Origin of the sequence: Algoriphagus sp. CAU 1675, assembly GCF_029222925.1 — a bacterium.
Taxonomy (GTDB): Bacteria; Bacteroidota; Bacteroidia; order Cytophagales; family Cyclobacteriaceae; genus Algoriphagus.
On sequence record NZ_JARHUI010000001.1, the window covers coordinates 595,396 to 615,728 of the forward strand.

11 protein-coding genes are annotated in these 20,333 nt (G+C 42.4%); 5 read left to right on the forward strand and 6 right to left on the reverse strand.

Going from position 1 to position 20,333, the window contains the following annotated elements:
• Positions 1-6: 6 nt before the first annotated feature.
• A complete protein-coding gene (locus P2G54_RS02630) occupies positions 7-3,654 on the reverse strand; it encodes a two-component regulator propeller domain-containing protein (protein ID WP_275867912.1) in 3,648 nt (1,215 codons plus the stop codon).
• A 744-nt stretch (positions 3,655-4,398) separates the two neighbouring features.
• Here P2G54_RS02630 and P2G54_RS02635 point away from each other — a divergent pair.
• The 4 genes from P2G54_RS02635 to P2G54_RS02650 all read left to right on the forward strand — a co-directional run bounded on the left by P2G54_RS02635 (position 4,399) and on the right by P2G54_RS02650 (position 10,690).
• A complete protein-coding gene (locus P2G54_RS02635) occupies positions 4,399-5,601 on the forward strand; it encodes an FIST N-terminal domain-containing protein (RefSeq protein WP_275867914.1) in 1,203 nt (400 codons plus the stop codon).
• 15 nt (positions 5,602-5,616) lie between these two features.
• Positions 5,617-6,939: an adenylate/guanylate cyclase domain-containing protein gene (locus tag P2G54_RS02640; RefSeq protein WP_275867915.1), complete on the forward strand. Its 1,323-nt coding sequence runs from the start codon at positions 5,617-5,619 to the stop codon at positions 6,937-6,939.
• Between the two features lie 77 nt (positions 6,940-7,016).
• The gene (locus P2G54_RS02645; RefSeq protein ID WP_275867917.1) at positions 7,017-9,197 is read left to right on the forward strand and encodes a hypothetical protein; all 2,181 of its coding nucleotides are present in this window, start codon (positions 7,017-7,019) and stop codon (positions 9,195-9,197) included.
• A 17-nt stretch (positions 9,198-9,214) separates the two neighbouring features.
• Positions 9,215-10,690 carry a hypothetical protein gene (locus P2G54_RS02650; RefSeq protein ID WP_275867918.1) on the forward strand — a complete coding sequence of 492 codons (1,476 nt, stop codon included), beginning with the start codon at positions 9,215-9,217 and terminating at the stop codon, positions 10,688-10,690.
• A 3-nt stretch (positions 10,691-10,693) separates the two neighbouring features.
• Here P2G54_RS02650 and P2G54_RS02655 read toward each other — a convergent pair whose 3' ends face one another.
• On the reverse strand, positions 10,694-10,858 hold the full coding sequence (locus P2G54_RS02655) for a hypothetical protein (RefSeq protein WP_275867920.1): 165 nt from the start codon (positions 10,856-10,858) through the stop codon (positions 10,694-10,696).
• A gap of 245 nt (positions 10,859-11,103) precedes the next feature.
• Between P2G54_RS02655 and P2G54_RS02660 the strand changes: the two genes are divergently transcribed.
• Complete coding sequence (locus P2G54_RS02660; protein WP_275867922.1) at positions 11,104-12,030, forward strand: bile acid:sodium symporter family protein; 927 nt, start codon at positions 11,104-11,106, stop codon at positions 12,028-12,030.
• 186 nt (positions 12,031-12,216) lie between these two features.
• On the opposite strand, the gene P2G54_RS02665 is transcribed toward P2G54_RS02660, so the two are convergent.
• The 4 genes from P2G54_RS02665 to P2G54_RS02680 form a co-directional block, all read right to left on the reverse strand.
• Positions 12,217-15,675: an ATP-binding protein gene (locus P2G54_RS02665; protein WP_275867924.1), complete on the reverse strand. Its 3,459-nt coding sequence runs from the start codon at positions 15,673-15,675 to the stop codon at positions 12,217-12,219.
• A 375-nt stretch (positions 15,676-16,050) separates the two neighbouring features.
• Entirely contained in the window at positions 16,051-18,501 is a 2,451-nt protein-coding gene (locus P2G54_RS02670) for an ATP-binding protein (protein ID WP_275867925.1), read from the reverse strand.
• 213 nt (positions 18,502-18,714) lie between these two features.
• Positions 18,715-19,518, reverse strand: a complete 804-nt coding sequence (locus P2G54_RS02675) for a DUF6090 family protein (RefSeq protein ID WP_275867927.1) — start codon at positions 19,516-19,518, stop codon at positions 18,715-18,717.
• Between the two features lie 29 nt (positions 19,519-19,547).
• Positions 19,548-20,324 carry a hypothetical protein gene (locus tag P2G54_RS02680; protein WP_275867929.1) on the reverse strand — a complete coding sequence of 259 codons (777 nt, stop codon included), beginning with the start codon at positions 20,322-20,324 and terminating at the stop codon, positions 19,548-19,550.
• Positions 20,325-20,333 lie beyond the last annotated feature (9 nt).

The window sequence follows — 20,333 nt, forward strand, 5'->3', positions numbered from 1 at the left end:
GCATTATTAAATGGGTAAATAAATTCTGAACTGAGTCCCTTGCTCTGAGCCAGTATTTGTATTCACACTGAGCTCTCCACCATGGGATTTGACTATATCGTAACTCAAAGATAAGCCTAAGCCAGTACCCTGCCCGGTTGGTTTTGTAGTAAAGAAAGGTTGGAAAATCTTCCCGACAATTTCATTGGGTATTCCAGGGCCGTTGTCTGCAACCACAATCTCTATTCCTTTAGGGAGTTTTTTGGTAGATACCGTGACCTTGGGTTTATAGTCGGAAGGGGCAGATCCTGATTTTGCTTTTTCGTTGACGGCGTAAAACGCATTGTTGAACATATTGAGGAGGATCCTTCCGATTTCCTGAGGAATTACCGTGACCAGAGGAAGCTTGGGGTCCAGATTTGTTCCAAAATCCGCATTGAATTCCTTGTCTTTGGCTCGGATTCCGTGGTAACTCAGATGGATGTATTCCTCTGCCAAAGCATTGATGTCTGTTGGTTCTTTTTCTCCTGAACTTGTCCGGCTATGTTGAAGCATCGCCTTTACGATGGAGTCGGCCCGCTTACTGTGAAGGGTGATCCTATCCAAGTTTTGTTTGATATCATCAGCAATGGCCTTTGCTTCCTCCAAATCTCCATTGTCCATTTCCTCACTCATTTCATCGAGAAGTTCATGACTAACCTCGGAGAAATTTTTCACAAAGTTCAAGGGGTTTTGGATTTCATGCGCGATTCCTGCAGTCAGCTCACCCAAGGAGGCCATCTTTTCTGCCTGTATCAATTGGGATTGGGTTGATTTTAGGTTTTCATGTGCTTTTTCTAATTCATTATAGGCTTTTTCGATTTCTTTGGCGTGTGCAAGTTCCCTCTCCTTCACTTTTTCTTGTTCGGCTTTGATTACCTGGTTCCGCTGGTAGATATGAAGAGGATACAATAGAGAAAGACCAAGAATGGTATAAATTGCATAAGCCCACCAGCTTCGGTACCAAGGGGGGAGTACCGTAAAGGTGAAGCTGATCGGTTCGGTCCACTCTCTTGCCTCTACAGAAGCTGGCCCGGTATATCTAGCTTTCACCTTGAAGGTGTAATCTCCTTCCTGAATATTTCCGAAAGTCGCACTGGTTTTTTTCAGAATAGGACTCCAATCCTCATCATATCCTTCCAGCATGTATTGGTATTCGACCAAGAAAGGCCTAGACAATTCATTCGACCCAAATTCAATATTTATATGGTTGTGCTTGTAGGGGAGGGTGAGGTTCTGCGGAATTGGGAAAAAGCCCGAAACTCCATCAAAAGTCAGTCCTTCAAATCGTTGCTGAAGAGCTTCGCGCTGCTCTGGTTCCAGCAGCCTACCCAGGGTAATCAATTGGTCTGTCGTTTGGGTAAAGAGATCCGAAGAAGAATTTTCATCTCCGAGGGTGTGCCAAGGAATGATCTCTTCATTGATCCGGATTTGCTTAACAAGCAAATCTGGTTTTTTTGGGTTTTGGGAAAGTTTGCTGATTTCAAATCTTGAAAGAGCAGTCTTCACGCTTCCAGTTCCTGCCCAGAGTATCCCTTTTTTGTCAAGAAAAAGACCATTTTGTCCATCGGTAAGATCCTTGACGGGGTATCCTGTATTGGAATTGAAAATCTGGATGTTTTCAAGTTTGGTAAAGGTCTGTCCGGGTATTGGAGCATCGAAAAGTGTGATGCCTTGATTGGTTCCAATAGCAATTTTTTGATCTGAAATTGGGACAACCTGCAAGATCATATCATCGGCAAGCCCGTTTTGGGAGGTAAAGGAAAGAAATGCTTCAGCCGGTAAATCATCAGGAGAGGAAGCGATTAGATCCACATTTTTTTTGTCCAAAAAACTCAATCCATGCTTGGTTCCTACCCAAAGGTTCCCATTTTGATCTTCTGCGATACTGAGTACTTCGTTGTCTGCCAATCCTTGGGAGGTGGTGAAATTGATGAAACTCTCTCCATCGAACCGACTGAGTCCCCCATCTAGTGCCGCAATCCATATACCTCCGTTTTGGTCCTCCAGAATTCCGAGAATATCATTGCCCACTAAGCCTTGGTCCTTGGTAAAGTCCGTCAGGGTTTTTCCATCAAATCTGCTGAGTCCACTGTCAGTGCCGATCCAAATGTTTCCATTGCTGTCCCGCTTGAGTGCATAGACTTCATTTGAAAGTAGGCCATCCTCTTTTCTGAGGTTTAAAAAACCGGTTCCGTCGAAAATGCTGATCCCATCCCCACTAGTGCCAAACCAAATCCGCTGCCTTTCGTCCTCGAGCATACTGAATACCAAATCTCCACTCAAGCCCTGGGCTGAGGTATAGGTTTCAAAGGAATTTCCATCAAACCTACTCACCCCATCTCCAGCCGTTCCAAACCATTTTGTCCCTTGATGATCCTCTAAAATACTGAGCACGATATTGCCGGCTAAACCCTGTGCAGTCGTATAGTTTGTAAAGCTTGTACCCTCCAAAATGCTCACTCCACCCCCGTCGGTGGAAAACCAAAGCTTCCCGCTGTGGTCTAAGGAAATGTCCAGAACGTTATTGTCGGCAAGTCCTTGTTCCATTGTATAGGAGACAAATTCACTCCCGTCATATCGACTGACTCCGTTTTCGGTGGCAATCCAAATATTACCGCTCAAATCCTCTACAATAGCTCGGATGACATTACCGGTTAATCCATCACTGGAATTCAGGGTTTGAAAGTTTTTTCCGTCAAAAACACTCACTCCTCCCCCTATCGTCCCTAACCAGAGTTTACCCTCCTTATCAATAAAAACTGACCTTACCCGGTCCGATGCCAATCCGTCTTCCTGGGTGTAATTCGTGAACTTTTCCCCATCGAACTTTGTCAGTCCCCCACCATAGGTGCCAAACCATAGGTTGCCCTCGCTGTCTCCCTGAATGCTGACGACCATATTGTTCCCAATTCCATCGTCTTCGGTAAAATTGGTGAACGTGCTTCCGTCAAACCTGCTTGCTCCGGCACCGCTAGTTCCGAACCAAAGATTTCCGCTTCTATCTTCAGCAATACTGAAAACTATCCCGTTACCGAGCTGTTCGGCCCCGTAGTTGGTGAAGACCTTTCCATCAAACTTGCTGACTCCATTGTCTACCGTTCCCACCCAGATGTTTCCCTTGGAATCCTCGAAAATGCTTCGGATGCTGTTGCCGGCCAATCCCTGTGTGATGGTGTAATTAGTAAATTCCAGACCATCAAAGCGGCTAATTCCGTTCCCGTTTGTCCCAAACCAAATATGCCCCCTGCTGTCAACAATACTACAATTGACAGCATCGAGCGCCAGTCCATCATCTGTGGTATATTTTCGAAACTGGGAAAGCCCTCCATTACCCAAGTAGAAGGGTTTGCCAAGGGAGTTGAGAATGGGCTTACCGTTTTCGTCCAGTAATCTGGGAAGAGGGACTGAAATAGGAGGAGAGGCAAGCTGTGCAGAAGCCAAGCCTTCTATTAGTTTTGGGATTTGGTAAGAGTGGGGTTGATTATCTTCAGGGAGTTCGGCAAGCCGGGTTTTTTGGAGGCTTACTTTGGAAACGGATTGGGCGCTTGGAGCCTGATTCTTTTCCCCTGATGGAGCGCATGCAACAAACAGCAGGCAAAGGATTAAATGCAGGTTCCGGAAAAAATGCTTCATAAGATTAAATCGAACTTTTTACTTTAAAAGTGTTTAATTCACTCAAGTTGTGTGGCTCATCAAAGGCTTGAAGGGAGCTTTCCCAGATTGGAATAGAGGGGTATATGCATTACATAATTCCCAATCCCCTAGGCTGGGAAAGAAAACATAGCTGAATCAGACAATTTTGAATTTTAACTTCCCTCCAAAATTATCAGGGGCACAATTCACATTTGAAAAATCTTAGATATTCAAACTCCGAACTGTCGATTCCCGAAATTTTTCGGTTGGTTCACTGAGATAAAAACCCCGATTTAGGTTTTCCCGGATCAGGGCTTTTCTCTGAATATTGGAAAAATACAAAATGATATGACATAGAGGACATCAGGAAGGGTTTTTTATTTGCAAAACCAATCTCTTTTGCGTCTCTATCCTATCAAAAATCTGCTTTGATTAGCTAAGAACCAATTTTATGTAGAATTTTAGTAATCTAGGTGAAATCTGGTTTAAAGTATTGGAAACCAATTAATCACAAATTGAGAAAAATGTATTGGGATTTTCATCTAATTTAGGAAAGTCAAGTGTTCTTGAATTGAGCAGCATAAAATAATCATATCGGATTTTTTGAGGGATGATTAAGTTTTTGGGAGAAACCTTAGATTTGATAAAAATTCTTTTTGCACAATTATTCTTGATAAATTATTACGTAATTACAAGTACTTCTTAAGTAAATCATATTTTAATCATAAAAATTTTTTATAGAAAATGAAAACAAAAGTTGGAATAGGAGCCAGTAATCAAACTAATTCATTTGCGGCTGGAAAAGAAGCTGCAATGCAAGCCATGGAGCAGGGGGGGATTGACCGCCCGGATTTTGCCTTGATATTTTGTGGAGGAAAACATAGCCCGGAGGAGTTTCTGAAAGGGGTGAATGAGATAATTCCGGATACTCCTAAAGCAGGAGGTTCCTCTTTTGGGATTATAACAGATAGTTTTATCGGGTACGACGGATTTGAAGTTGGGGTGACGATTTTTAGTTCTGATAAAATCAGATTTGAGATTTTTTCCCAGGGCGGGCTAAATGAGAATGAATATGAGGCAGGACAGGGTTTGGGTCAAAAGCTTCAGGGAGCATTGAAAGATGACTCGCGTGGGCTATGGGTTTTCTATGATTCCAGTAAGCAACAAAATCCACCAATGCTCAATTTCGCTACACCCTTATTTGCAGCTTTGGAGCAATACCTTCCCTCAGATCTTGCTGTTGCCGGTGGAGGATTTTTGTCAGACATGATGCTGAGCTCCACCTATCAGTTTGTAAACAATGAAATCTACTCGCAGCATGTAGTGGGTATTTTGGTTTCTGGAGAATGTAAGATGGAAACTGCCATCTTGCATGGTTGTCAGCCGTGCAGTGATTACATCACCATCACCAAAGCAAATGGTCCTTTAGTCATTGAAATCGACAACCAACCTGCCTTGGAAATGATTGATGAGCTCCTGGGCCCGGATCATGGGGTGAAGTTTAAGGATTTCGCCATGAATGTGACCTTGGGAGTCAACAGAGGTGACAAGTTTGGGGATTTCAAGGAAAGTGACTATGCGAATAGACTGACCCTTGCCGTAGATGAAGGAAGTAAGGCTTTGGTGATGTTTGAACCGGATCTCACTGAAGGCACAGAGGTGCAATTGATGCGAAGAAATATGGAGCCAGATTATGTTGAAGAGGTTATTGAAGAAGTCAACAAAAAGCTTTCGGGAAGCGATCCCGTTTATGCTTTTTATATCAATTGCGGAGGAAGAGCCAAGCCATTTTCAGGGGTGAATTTTGAGGATGCAGCCGAGGTACAAAAAGCAATTGGGCCAATTCCGTTGTCTGGGTTTTATTCAGGTGTGGAGGTGGCCCGAGTGGGACAAAACCTGCAGCCTTTGGATTGGACTGGAGTACTTTCTGTTTTGGCAGAGGTTTAATAAAAATTATTTTAAATGAGTTCTCAGTCAAACGACGATTCAGCCCAGCGGGAGATCAATTACTATAAAGAAAGGCTCAAGAAGCTCACAAGCTCCTATATGAGCCTTGAATATAGGAATTCGGACCTTACCAAAGATGTCCTTCAGATGAGCGAAGGACTGAAGGTCATCGCTGAATTGCAGCATGAAAAGGCTGAGAGCAATATGGATCAGTTGTTGGACGGACTGGCCGAAAGCATCAATATCAGGCTCAAAATGGATGTGACCCTGGTGCTGGTCCCTGTCCAGGAAGGAGAGTTCGTTTATCAAGCCAAATTTGTCAAAGCTTATGCAGGTTATCCTGTAAATGAGGTAAAGGGGAAACTGATTACTATTCCTGAGCAATTTTTCGAATCCCGAAAAACCATCATTTTCAATCAAGATTCCAGTGAGGATGAATTTGTCCTGACCTTGTTGAAGGAGTTTGACATGCAGCAATTTATCCTTACGCCAATCATTCATGATCGGAAGGTTTTTGGGTATTTTTTTGCGGCACGGAGGTCCCAGTTACTTCAGTCAGGGACAGGAATTTTGCCTTATCACCAGAATATTTTGGAGGCGATGAGTGGGGTGGTTTCGGCTGTTCAAAATCAGATTGACAGAAATATTATTTTGGAAAGGCTGGTAGAGGAACGGACGAAGGAACTCAAAAGGGAAAAAGAAATCAGTGAGGAGCTTTTGTTGAATATCCTTCCTTATGAGACTACTCAAGAACTGAAAGCCAATGGTTTTGCCAAGGCCAAGGATTACAATGTGGTGACCGTGCTTTTTACGGACTTCAAGAACTTCACTCAGTTCAGTGACGGGATGCCTTCACATATGCTGGTGGCCGAAATCGATTTTTATTACAGGGCATTTGACAAAATCACCGCCAAGCATGGGATCGAAAAGATCAAAACCATCGGTGATAGCTACATGTGTGCTTCAGGGCTTCCTGTGGAGAAAAAACGCCATGCCCAGGATGCAGTATTGGCTGCTTTGGAGATTCGTGATTTTGTAAGTGCCGTAAAGGAGGAAAGATTAAAAGAAAACAAACCGTTTTTTGAAATCCGAATTGGTTTGCACAGTGGGCCTGTGATTGCCGGGATAGTGGGGATCAAGAAGTTTGCCTACGATATCTGGGGAGATACAGTCAATGTAGCTTCCCGAATGGAGTCTTCAAGTGAGGCTGGAAAAGTAAATATCAGCGATGTCACTTATCAATTGGTCAAAGATGAATTTGACTGCTCCTATCGAGGTAAGATCAACGCCAAAAACAAAGGAGATATCGACATGTATTATGTCGAAAGATTAGCTTGATTTTGAATTGCCTGCATTACCATAAGGGTAATGGAAATTGTTTATAACCTGATTTTTTACCAAAAACTTAACACACTATGAGTCAATTTGATTTTCCAAGAATCAACTTTCACGGTTCTGTTCTCCTCGATGTACCAACGGGTAATAATGGGAAGTTTTCTCCTTTAAAAATTTACAACCAAGATGCTGCGCTTCCTTATCGACCTCCACGGGTAAATATTTCCCCGGATCTTATCCCAAAAATTCAGTCACTAGGATATGATGTCCAAATGGATCCAACGGGTCAGGGTTACGTAGAAATTGCTTCTGTAACGGATGAATGCTATGATGCATGGGCAATTTGTTTGCTGGGGAAATCTGGTTATGATGATGATTATGTTACGCTTTACCAAAACGTTCCTTTGGATGGGCCAAGCCCACAGCCCTCACTTTATGATGGATTGGTACAACCGGGGTATTGGAATTATTTTGGAGACTTGAGTGTCTATGCTGAGGATATCCGGATTACTGGTATTCAGATTCCTGATAATCAGGGGAGGGTGACTACATACACGCCTGATAATAGTGCTGGATGTCCGGGAGGTTTAGCACAGCTTTTAGGTCAATCTTTTTCTTTCCATCAGCAATTTTTTGATCCAAATAGTAGGACAACTGCAATGTTTTGCGATGTAGATAGCATCAATGATACATGCACTCAACTTTTCATATCCCTTGCGGGGATCTATGGAAAACCCAATGGGCAGGAAAAGACCTTTTTATCAGGAGTTCCTTGTAAATCTACCTTTACTTGGCTATCCCTTAGCAAGGTTTTAAACTATAATAATGAACTCCTCATGCCAATGAGTGGAGGAACCTATTTTGAGTCGACCATTGCCCTAAATGCAGACCAAACCGATGCCGCTGTTCAGCAGGATTTGAATCAATATGCAGGATTTCAGGTGGATGCCCTCTCTATGAAAATCTTACTTCATCAGGTGTATGAGGTCAGGAATCCGGATTATTCCAAAATGCCTACAACGCCTTTGGGAAACAACCAAACCTCGGTTTATAAGAACCCGGCAAGGGTTGCATTTTCCGGATCACTTTGTCCTTTTGTGGAAGGGGTGGATATGAAAACCCACAATGTGGCCAGAATTTTAAAAAATGAAATTGCGAATAATCCGGCCATTAAGTATGCCGAGTCCAATCCACCGATCCTTGCTCCAACCCCGATGGGCACTGATGAAAAGCCTTTGTCTCTACCAAAAACGGTTCAGCTTCCTCCGGCATTTGTTCGAGTAAATGACAAGGCAAATGTTATCAGCCTTGATGTGATCAATTCCATTTGTGAGTACGGAGTAGGATTTGGACCCTACAGCGATTATGGAGGCGATACGTCTATCCCTCCTTTTATAAGTTGGAAGAATTACGATTTTGGTCAATTGACCCTTATGTTTATTCCGGATGACGGGACAGCCCCTACGAAGGTGGGGAGTATAAATCATGCTCAAGACTATAATATGAGTACGTTCCTGGCCCGGGGAGGAGTAATGGATTTCCCTGTACCAAGTGGAATTTCGGATTTCTCCAAAGGACGGTTTGCGATCTATACCAGTGATCAAAAGGAACTGTTTATGGAGGATGATTACCTGATTATGTCTGACCAGCAAGGGTCATATGCAGAGCAAGGGCAGCTGGCTTCAGAGGGATATAAATCTGACGGAGCTGGGAGAGGGCCAGTCATTTTAAGGTGTTTCTACAGAGGTACTCCTTTAACAAATCCGACATTGGGTAAAATCCGAAATGGGAATACCAATAAGTTTCAGGATTTTTATTTTTCGGATGGGGTGTCTTTTGAATATTTTACAAAAGAAGCGGGATGCGTTCAGTATGTTTTAGGAATCACGCCCGAACAGTATAATGTACCAAGTACGCAGAAAGAAAGATTGTATTTTGCCGCAAATGGATATACCGTGTCCACTCGCGTACTTTCCGCGGATAAAGAATTAGAAGTTTATCTGAATGGGACAGAACCACTCACTTTCCAGGTTTTGTATGACAATATTCTTTCGAATTACAACAATGTACTTCCCATCATGAATGCAATTCTCCCTTTCCAAGAGGAGGTTTGGAGTGAACCGTACACCATGCGTCGCATGCTGATGCTTACCGATGAAAAAAACTGGGGTGGCTATATGTATATGCCTGTCACTCGGGAGCTTTCCAAGAATCAGCAGGCCTTATTGCAAATGTGGGCAAAACTTAAAATCAATTCCTAATCTCAACCCTTTGTAATATGAACTATTCAATCTTTCGAGTATTAGGACTCTTCCTGCTACTTCTTATCAATCAATATTGCGCTCAGCCTACACAAAATGAATCCACTACTGAGATGCTGGAAATGACTGGATCTCCCTTATATACTAAGATTCAGGGGATTTTAGAATTAGATCCCGAGGATAGTACTGTTTCGGATTTCATACAGGTAAGCTTGGAAGAAGTAGATCCAGGTTTTGATATGCCAGAATTACAAAGCCCTGTCTATGCAATATTCGGCAAAAAGTGGGTTGTATTTGGAGGGAGAAAAGGGGGTTTGCACAATATGAATAATGATCCTCCTGCATTTCCTAATTTAATGGCGAATGATTCCATCTGGGTGGTGGATTTCGAGAGCCAAAAATCTACGGGGGTTCCTATTCCTATTCCTTATTTTTATCAGCTTTCAGGCAGCAGTATGCTCCACTATCAGGAGGGAGAAACGCTTTATGCTTCCGGAGGATATACGAATGACGGAACAGGAACTGTCAGTAACATCACTTCCGATTACTTTTTCGAAATTGATGTTCCTAATCTCATCCAATATGTGCTTTCCGGAGGTGCAAATCCAGCCTTGGATCAGATTTTCACCAAGGTAATTCAAGACCCATTTTTACAAGTAACTGGTGGAGAAATGATGGTGGCAAATGGAAACTTTTATCTCATTGGCGGTCAAAACTATGTGGGTTCATACCTTCCAGGGAATACAGGAGAGTATACTTCTGCTCTACGGAAGTTTAGGCTGGTTCAGGAAGGAAGCGGTTGGGGAATCGCAGATACACTATCGGTGATTGATTCAACGAGGCTACATCGAAGGGATTACACCTTAGCTGAGGTGATCACACCGGGACCGGATTCCTTGGGTGCAGTGATTTATGGTGGTGTATTTAATAAACAGGGGTTGGGTTATCCATCGCCAGTTTATCTCAATGATCTTGGCTCTGGAAATCCTGAGGTCACCTTGGATACAATCACCTCTCAAAAAGTGAATTTTTATTCTGCTGCACAGATAGATGCCGTTTTGGCTTTTGGTGACTATCGAGTAAACAGAGTGAGCATTTTAGGAGGAATTACCTATCTGACGTATGACGCGAATTCTGGAACGTTTATAGAGCCGGATATTCCTTTGCCTTTCTCCAACCTGATTTCGACGTATTATACAAATGGGGAAGATGAAACCATCGAGTTGGTTCAGACTCCTCCTCAGGCACAGATGCCTGGTTTTTTGGGAGCCAACGCCATCTTTTTCCCACTTCCTGAATTGCTCTATGGGGAGGCTGCATCCATCATTGATTTGAATAAGGTGTTTCAAGGTGATCCGAGCGGACCGGTATTGGTCGGCTATATGTATGGAGGAATCAAATCTCCCGTTGCCAATCCCATGTCGGGCATGCAGAATTACAATACGAGTATTAACTCCAAGCTATATGGAGTCTACATGAATCTAGCCTATTAGGAATTAGAGCAAGTTGAACAATGCCTTCAAATTCTCAGAGTTTACTGCTGCTTGAAGCACGGAATGCAGTGCCAGATAAGTGCCGGCCAATAGCAGCAGAATACTGGACTCAATGATTAATTTGAAGGAGTTGATTTCAATTCCTGAGTTCTTGTAAGTTTTCGCCATGACAATTAGATGTCGAATTGAAAAAATGTGGCACTGAGGGAATAGTCCTCACTTAAATAACAGATGGTATCTTAATTTAGAGAAAAGAACTTTAAAATCAAGGAAAAACAAAATAAAATTCCTGTAAAAATTAAATTTTACCGAAAATTCTACTTAGAAAAAGCCAATTTTGTTGTAATTCGCACATCTGTTCCGAATGTCCAATTTTGGAAAGGTATTGCCTTTCCATAACCTCTTGAAGTGATTTGAAAAAGATCGTTTTTCCTGTTTTACTGGTTTTTGTGGTGCTACTTGCCATGCTTTACCCAGAGATTTTTTTGAATTGGAGAGGTTTTGAAAGCTCCCTTCTCATAGTACCATTGTTGCAGGTTATTATGTTTGGGGTAGGTACAGAAATGAGCCTGCGTGATTTTCTGGGAGTGATCCAGATGCCCAAAGGAGTGATTGTGGGGATGATTTGCCAATTCACCATCATGCCGCTTTTGGGATTTACCTTGGCCAAGGGTTTTGATTTTCCTTCAGAGATAGCTGCTGGACTTATTTTGGTGGGAAGCTCCCCAAGTGGTTTGGCTTCTAATGTCATGTCTTATTTGGCAAAAGCCAATTTGGCTCTTTCGGTAACCATGACTGCTGTAGCAACTGCAATAGCTCCGGTACTCACTCCGTTTTTGATGAGTATGCTCGGTGGAGAATTCGTTCCGGTTGACTTTTTCGGCATGATGTGGAGCATAGTCCAGATCGTAATTATTCCAGTTTCCTTGGGGTTGGCATTCAATGGCTTCATGAAAGGGAAGATCAAGTGGTTGGATCAATTGATGCCCGGAATATCCATGGGGGGTATTATTTTGATTATAGGCGTGATCACGGCCAACGGAAGGGAAAGTTTAATGGAAATAGGATTGTTGCTCATTCTTGCCTGTTTTCTTCACAATGCCCTTGGTTATATTCTTGGGTTTTTTGCTTCAAAATTGGCGGGCCTGGACCAAAAGTCCTGCAAAACCATCGCATTGGAGGTGGGCATGCAGAATTCAGGACTTGCTTCGGGTATTGCACTTCAAATGGGAAAAATAGCAACCGTAGGCTTAGCTCCGGCGGTTTTCGGACCTCTGATGAATTTTACCGGCTCACTCTTGGCTTCCTATTGGCGGAAAAAGTCAGAGGAAAATCAATGATTAGATTTCCCTCGTTTCTTTATGGGGAAAAACTCCAAAGCTCTCTTGTCAGGGTGAGCATTCATTCTACAATTTTGATTGGTAAGTCCAAGACTTGGAGTTTTCGACAGTATAGCTTGTCATGGTAAATGCTATCCCCGTGCTATTATTAAAGCCGTTGTTCTCTTTTTCCAAAGGTGAATCCTGTTACTCCGAAGTTTTTAGATAAATATAGAATGTGGTGCCTTCTCCTTCTTTGCTTTCCACTTTCAGTTCCCCTCCATGCGCCTTGATGATGTCATAGCTCAAACTCAACCCTAGCCCAGTCCCTGAACCGGCAGGTTTGGTCGTGAAAAATGGCTGGAAAATTTTGTCCCTCACCGAATCCGGGATTCCATTCCCATTGTCTCTCACAAATAATTCAACTCCGTTTTCGGATTGCTTGGTACCTACAATAACGGTAGGCTGGTATCCATTTATTCCTTTCTTGGCTTTAGTATTCACTGCATAAAATGCGTTATTTACCAAGTTGAGGATCACTCTTCCTATATCTTGAGGAGCTACTTTTATTTTTGGAAGATTGGAGCCCAATTCGAGTACAAAGTCTGCATTAAAAGATTTGTCTTTGGCACGAAGCCCGTGGTAAGATAGCCGTACAAACTCATCTGCTAAGGCATTGAGATCGGTTTCTATTTTTTCACCTGAACTGGATCTACTATGCTCAAGCATTCCTTTGACGATGGAATCTGCCCGCTTCCCGTGGTGGTTGATTTTGGAGAGATTTTTTTTGAGTTCCTGAGCGATGCCTTTTACCTCATCCAGGTTTCCATTTTCGATTTCCTCGTTCATTTCTTCCAAAAGTTCCTCACTGACTTCTGAGAAGTTGTTGACAAAATTCAGCGGATTTTGGATCTCATGGGCGATTCCTGCAGTCAACTCCCCTAGAGAAGCCATCTTTTCGGACTGGATCAATTGTTCCTGAGTGGATTTCAGGTCTTCAATGGATTTGTTCAACTGGGCAGTTCGATGATTGACCCGCTCCTCCAATATTCGGTTTTCCTTTTTGAGGTAGTAAGATCTGACTTGAACGATGGTATAGATCACTAAGGCCAAAAAGGCAGCATAAATTAAAAATGCCCACCAGGTAAACCACCAAGGAGGGTTAATGCGGAAGCTATAGGTGCTTGGTTCACTCCAGTTACCATTAAATCCTTTTGTAATTACCTTAAATGAATAATCTCCTTGTAAAAGGTTAAAGTACGTTTTGGAAACTGGTGCCTTGGTGATTTCTGACCATTCTTCATCCGCTCCTTCTAAAATGTAGCGATATTCGATTTCATCCCTACTTTTTATAGCCGGATTAGAAAAAGTGAATGTGATCGAGTTCTGATCGTAAGGAAGTACCAAACCCAATGGAATCTTTGAATTTCTATCCAAACTATCCCATTTGATATTGTTTTTCGCGAGGTAGTTCCTTGCGCTTTCCAAGTCCTGTGGAAGGCTATCAAGCTTTGAAAGGAAGAGACTTGATTCATATTTGGCAAATAGATGGGCGCCCTGATCCATGATTCGTATCCCTGTGATCTCAATTGTAGGAGTTGTCTCATTTTCAAATCTCGGATCATTGAGATTGACAGTTAGGACAGGAGCTGCCCCCCACCAAACTTTCCCATCGCTGGTTACCTTGGCAGTCATCTGATTGTAATCGGTATATGGAAAACCTTCAGCCCGTCCGTAATTCATAAATCGCCAGGCTTGATTGGGATTTTCTTGGGAAGGCTTTTCAATAATTGCGATCCCATTGGAAGTTCCGAGTTGAATTCTTCCTTGAGACTCAACCATATCATACAGTGATTCGGGTTGGAGTCCATGATCACCATTCACATTTATTACCTGGTTTCGATCTTTGTTAATAATGGAGATTCCTCGTGCACCTCCAATAATCATTCCATCCTCAGAACTTCTAATAATGACCGATTGATCTGCTGTGGACAAGCCCTCTATGGTTCCTATAAAAGTGACCGTATTTTTCTCAGGATCGATGTAATTAATGCCGGTATTTGTTACAATCCAGAACTTCCCGAGATGATCCTTTTCGAGCCCCCATACCGTACTCGAGGCCAAACCCGAATATTCATCAAGCTTTTTCATGGTCCCTTCTTCTTGGTCAAATACAAGTAGACCATCATTGGTACCGATCCACATACTTCCATCTTCATGTAGCCTGGCGCGCCAAAAGAACCGTGCTGTTTCTGCACTTCCTTGATAAGAAGTGATCGTGCTTTCTTTTAGGTTTAATAAGCTGAATCCGCCTGCAGATCCAATAAAAAAGATGTCCTCTGAAATCTTCGAAATACCCCGATGATCATTAGCTCCATTTTGCCGAGGAATTTCCAAATACTTGATAGTCTTGGTGGAAGGGTCGTAAATGTTGAGTCCACCATAAGTGGCGAGCCATACTCGATGCTCTTTGTCTTCTTCAATTCCCCAGACATTATCATTTATCAGGCCATCATTGGAAGAAAGGTGCCTGGAATCCATTCCTAAGGGATCGTATAGCTGAACCCCTGATGAATAGGTGCTTTCCCAATACACCTCATTCATATGATCAAATAAGGACATAGAGGGTGCACCCGAGCCAGTCTTTATGGAGTTTGTTTGAAGGGATTTTATGGTAGATTTCGAAGGGTTGTAAATTGTGAAGCCGTTAGTATACCCAAACCACACCTGACCCCTTGAATCAATATTTACATCTAGTGAACCTCCAGAATATCCCTGTTCTTCCCCTAAGATTGAAATAATGCCTTTTTCCAAAGAAACATTTGTAGCACCCCTCTCAAAGGTAGTTAGCCAAACGGAACCATCAGGAGCTTCGGTGATATGGAAAAAATCACCTTCTAGACCCTCGTCTATACCTAATAGTTTTACACTTGTTCGTTCAGGATTAACAATGGCAATTTCACTGCTCATAGGGATCCAAAGGTTGTTTTTCGAATCTAAGCTTACTGTACTGAAGGCTAAACGTAATTCTGAATCAAAGACTAAGGATGAAAGGGTTCGATTTTTTAGATCTATAAACTTGGGACTATCTCCAATTCTGCCGCCCCAATAATTACCATCTTGATCGACCGCTCCTCTTGTGAAGCCCAAGGGGATTTCAAAATTTTCCACCAATTCAGTCTCAGGATCCAGGATCATAAATCCATTTTCCAAAGTTGTAATAACCAATCTTCCTTGGGGGTCATAATCAAGATCGACGATGATATTGGTAACCCCTGAGGAGAATTCAGTAATCACGATTTCATATAAGTGAAACTCACTTCCTATAAATTTCACCAATCCGAGCTCGGTACCAATCCAATGGGTTCCATCTGGCCCGATTATTTGGGCTTTAATGCTTTTACCGGGAAGGCCTTGTGCATCGGTTAACCCTAAAATTCCCGCCTTTGTACGATCAGATTTTTCCATCGTCCCAACTTGTGAAATAATCGGCTCAGGCAAAGGGAAAATGGTGCTTTTGATGGAGTCCATCTCCAGTTCGATAGTCAAAGGCACTTCTTTAAGATTCTCAAAGGAAAAAGATATTTCTGTGAGCGGTTTTTGAAGCGGTTCTTCTTCCTCCAGTGAAAATGGTTTTGAGGGTAATTGATCCCAGTTAAAACGCATTGTTTTTCCTATTGGAACGTACTCTTGGGGAATAATTTTCCACTCTATGGGCTTACCCTCAGGAATTTTAAAAGGGGTCGCGGTAGGAATTTTGAATCCAGATGGGTTTTCTGGAACCGGAATTTCTTCATTTGATTGGCATGAAACTGCAAATCCCAGAGAGAATAAAAAAAGTAAGCGAAAGCAAAATAGATGTGTACTTTTCGTCATATCCAGTTAGTTATAATTTGAAATTCGAGAAGGATTTGAGCCCCAATTCCATCCTCGAAGAAAACTTGATACCTCTCAGTCCAATAGGGTTTGGCAATTTTCAGGTCACTATTGGGGATTTGGGCTAAGTCAAATTCATGGGTCTTCGATAAATGCATGTTTGGGTTAGTTTGGGTAGGGAAGAGAAATTAGAAATGTGGTGCCTTTGGTTTCTTCTGTTTCGACCGATAATTCTCCCCCATGGCCTTTGACAATATCGTAGCTGATTGAAAGACCCAGCCCGGTTCCCTGACCGGAAGGTTTTGTCGTAAAGAAAGGTTGGAAGATTTTGCTTTTGATTTTGGAAGGGATTCCCCCTCCGTTGTCCATGACGGAAATTTCTACCCGTGCATCCTTGCCCAATTCCGGCTTTAGGTATCGGGAGCAAACCTTTACTTCGGGGGTATAATCCGGACCACTGATTTTTGCCTTTTCATTGACTGCATAGAATGCATTGTTGATCAAATTGAGTAGAACTCTTCCGATCTCCTGGCGTACCACTTCAATTTTTGGGATATTCGGATCCAAATCACAGGAGAAGTTGGCATGGAAGCTTTTGTCTTTGGCCCGCAGTCCATGGAAACTGAGTTTCAGGCATTCTTCAGCAAGTGCATTTAAATCGGAAGGTTCTCTTTTGCTTTCACTTTTGCGGCTGTGTTCCAGCATACCTTTGATAATGCTTCCTGCTCTTTTTCCGTGGTGGTGGATTTTGGACAGGTTGTCCTTCAGTTCCTGAGCGAGGGCTTTAATTTCATTCAGATCTCCTTTTTCAATTTCTTCAGTCATTTCATCCAATAGCTCTTCACTTAATTCAGAGAAGTTGTTGACGAAGTTGAGTGGGTTTTGGATCTCATGGGCAATCCCGGCAGTAAGCTCGCCTAAGGAGGCCATTTTTTCGGATTGGATGAGTTGCTGTTGGGTTAATTTTAGATCTCTCAGGGTACGTTCCACCTGAACCTTGGCTGTTTCCAGCTTGACAAAATCCATGTATCTGGCATACGCGGTAGAAAATGTGTCCGCCAAAGACTGAACTAGTTGGAGCTCTTCCTCTTTCAGAGGTGTAGGATTTCCTACATAAAGCATGCCTTTCAAAAAGGGTAGGAAGTGGAGATAAATGCCATCCTTGGGAATGTTTTGTAGGTATTGTTCTTTGGTTTTGATCACCCCCTCTTCGATGAGCGTGTCGGCTTGGATCTGAAAATCCTCGTCCACCCATCGGGTCACATAGCTGATTCCTTCAGTCCAATGATGAAAAACTTCTTTTAGGTTTCTGGCCTTGGAATAGACCAAATCAAATGCTGCAATCGCCTGTCCGTCTGGGGTAGACAGATAGGTGTGAAATTTGTTTTTCTGATCGTCCATGATAAAGACCCCGCATCGGATGAAGGAAATCCCCATACTGGTGAGTTCTTTCCAGATCAGAGGGGTAATCCTATTCAGGTCATCTGCGGTCCGCATGGAGGCAATATCTGCACGAAGCCGATCCAGAGAGGCTTGTTTGATGGCTTCCTTGGTCTGATTTTCTGCTTTTTGAAGGTCCAGAAATCGGGTATAGGTCTGTTCAAATACCCGGGCAAACCGGATCAGGATGTTGTTTTCTGAGATAGAGAAGGGCTGCCCATAATATCTTCCCATATACATCCCGGTATGGGTGTTGAATGCTGATGAAATACAATAGGAAGGACCTCCCAAAACAAATTCTTTTCTTTCCTTGGGGATACTGATCAGGCTTTCAGGATGGTTAAAGAGATGAAGAAACCATTTGTCTTTTTCTTCTTTGGAATAGTGATGGGTAAACAGTTCGATCTTTTCTTCCCGGGCTTTGACAAGATCCCTTCCGATCTGGGAGGATTCGTAATAGGGCATCAGTAGCCTAGAGGAATAGTTCCGGTCTTTGTTTTGGATCCAAACTTCTATATCCTTTGAGTCGGCTTTTGGGATGAGAATGGTGACCGTATCGGTTGCCACTTCCAGTTGCATCAGATTGTCAAAAACAGCATTGACTACCTCCTGAAGTTCCTCACTTTTGTGCATGGCCATGGACCTTGATCGGACCCGTTCCAGGGCTGCCTCTATTTCAAATTCCCTCTCTATAGTTTGTAAATTCTCTTCACTTTTCCTGAGCTCTTTCCTCAACTGAAGGTTTTCTTCTGCCAGTCTTTTGTTTGAAGGGAATTCACCCTCTGGAATAGATTGATGCTGCTGTACTATTTTCCAGCCAAAAGGAGTTTCACTCAATATTGAAGAAATCCGGATAGGGGAGTAGAAAGTCCAGATTCCGTCCTTCAAAAAATGCAAATCTGCCTCTTCTTTGACCAACACCAGATCGCCTACAGGTACCGAAATGATTTTACGACTTTCCAGTCTGGTTTCATGGTTGCCTTTTCTTAATCCGGCTTGAAAAGCTAACGGACCGTCTTCTCTTCCATGTGAAAGCCCTGTTTCCGAAATTCCTATAAATTCAAAATGGTCATCCAAAATGGAAGCAATGGTTTTATAGTCCCCCGAAAAGTAACTTTTCCAGTAGATATGGTATGTTTCTAGGGCTTCAGCCTCTTTTTTTTGGATAGCTACCATGCCAAACCATTTGAGGTCAAGGAGGAATTCTTAATTCTTGTAATCAAGACTAAATGTTTTGAAAAATCATCCGTAATGTATAGGATAATTTAAAGAATTTTTTTTAGTAAATCCTTAATAATCAACAATTAAAAGATTTTTGCTGAAGCCAAGAATGATTATGGGGTACTTCGGTTCTTGATGGTGTGTTTTTGACGGATTTTTCTGAAAAAATTAATCATGGAGATGTCGGTTTATTTCTTCTTTAAGTGCCTTCAATTGCATGGTTCTGACTTCCAGTTGCTCAATCATGTTAAATGTCCTCCCCAAGTCTCCAATCACATAGGATTCAAATTCGGTCTTTTGCAAAAAGGAATTGATCTCTTTTTGAGGATCAACTCCCCTTTCATCTTTGATTGATTCCAACAAGGAATAAAATCCTTTGTTACCCTCATTTATCAATATCTGCTCAGCAGATTCCATCGCCAAAAAGCTATTGGGGACCCCAGCCATCAAAGGTTCAAAGGAATTTTCTATGATGCGTAAAATAGAGGTAAGTACATCCTCAAATTGCTTGAAGTTGGTGTAATATTCAACGAGCTGCTTCAGAAGTGGCTTGTTGGAAAAATTATCGAAGGCCCCGGCACTTTTTGCTGCCTCAAAAGTTGCGTCAAAGCTGATGGCAGACTCGTTGTAATACAAGGGTTCGGTATGTTTCCCAAAATCAACAGAAGAAATTGGCTGAGCCGGATTTCTGATTTGGGATAAAAACCAAGTTAGGTTATCCATTCGATTTTGGTAGAAAATGGTCTGGGATTCCAGTTTTTGCTGATCATTTTCCAAGTCAATTAAGATGGATTTGTAAAATGTTGTTTCCCTGTGTCTATTGGCCCGTTCCTCTTTCCAGGTATTGATTTGGAGTGCTATTAAAATTCCTATAGTCACCAAAATAATTTCTCCCGCCGCATAGGCCAAATACCGGGTGACCCGATTTTGGGAGAAAAGAGATAGGCGGATTTTTCGGAAAAAGGAGATCATAGGCTTACTGAGTGATGCAAAAGTTTTGTTTAGGGGAGTTCATATTCCTTGTGAATCAATTCCAATAGATTTAAAGCATCTTCCCTCAGAGATGCTGCCCGCATACTGTTTCCTAGACACATTTTTGATAAATAATGGACTTGGAAGGCCAGCTCATTCAGGGTCTGAAAATCATCTGTGACCAGCTTTGGATTTGTTGTCGGAAACACAAAATTCATCTCTGCATCCATCGTGGCATTCAATTCCTGGGAGTTAAAAACCTTACCTCCCATTTCCCGAAAAGTAGATTTGGTTTGGTTGTCCTTTTCGTCCCAATCCTGAAGCACTCTCACCTTTTTTTCATACTTGAGCAATTCCTCGACGACCACTCTTTTTTTGATCAGACGAAGATTCCCCGCGTTTTTTAATTGCTGAATGGTGCCATCCGAGTACACAAATGGGCTTTCGTTGAAGACTTGTCTGGCTAAATAATAGATTTGGTTTCCCAAAAGGTGATGATCCTCCGAAACTAGCATCCCTGCCAAGGAGTCCATCAAATGACCTTTGACCTTTTTAAAAGAAATGTAGGTATTCAGGTTTGCCGTGTCTGATTTTAGGTCTTCAATCAAGGAAAGCATGTATTCCTTTTCGATCGTTTTGTTGCTTAAAGATTCGCGGTAATTCTCGGCGAGAAACCCACAGAATACAGCCAAAAAAAGCATAAAGAATTCTTTGAAATAGGAGGTCCAGTTTTTTTTCTTCCAGGGGCTGATTACCTCTTCATTTAAGGCGTCTGGATGATTTTCTGAAGTTTGATTTTTCTCCATTTCTCTAAA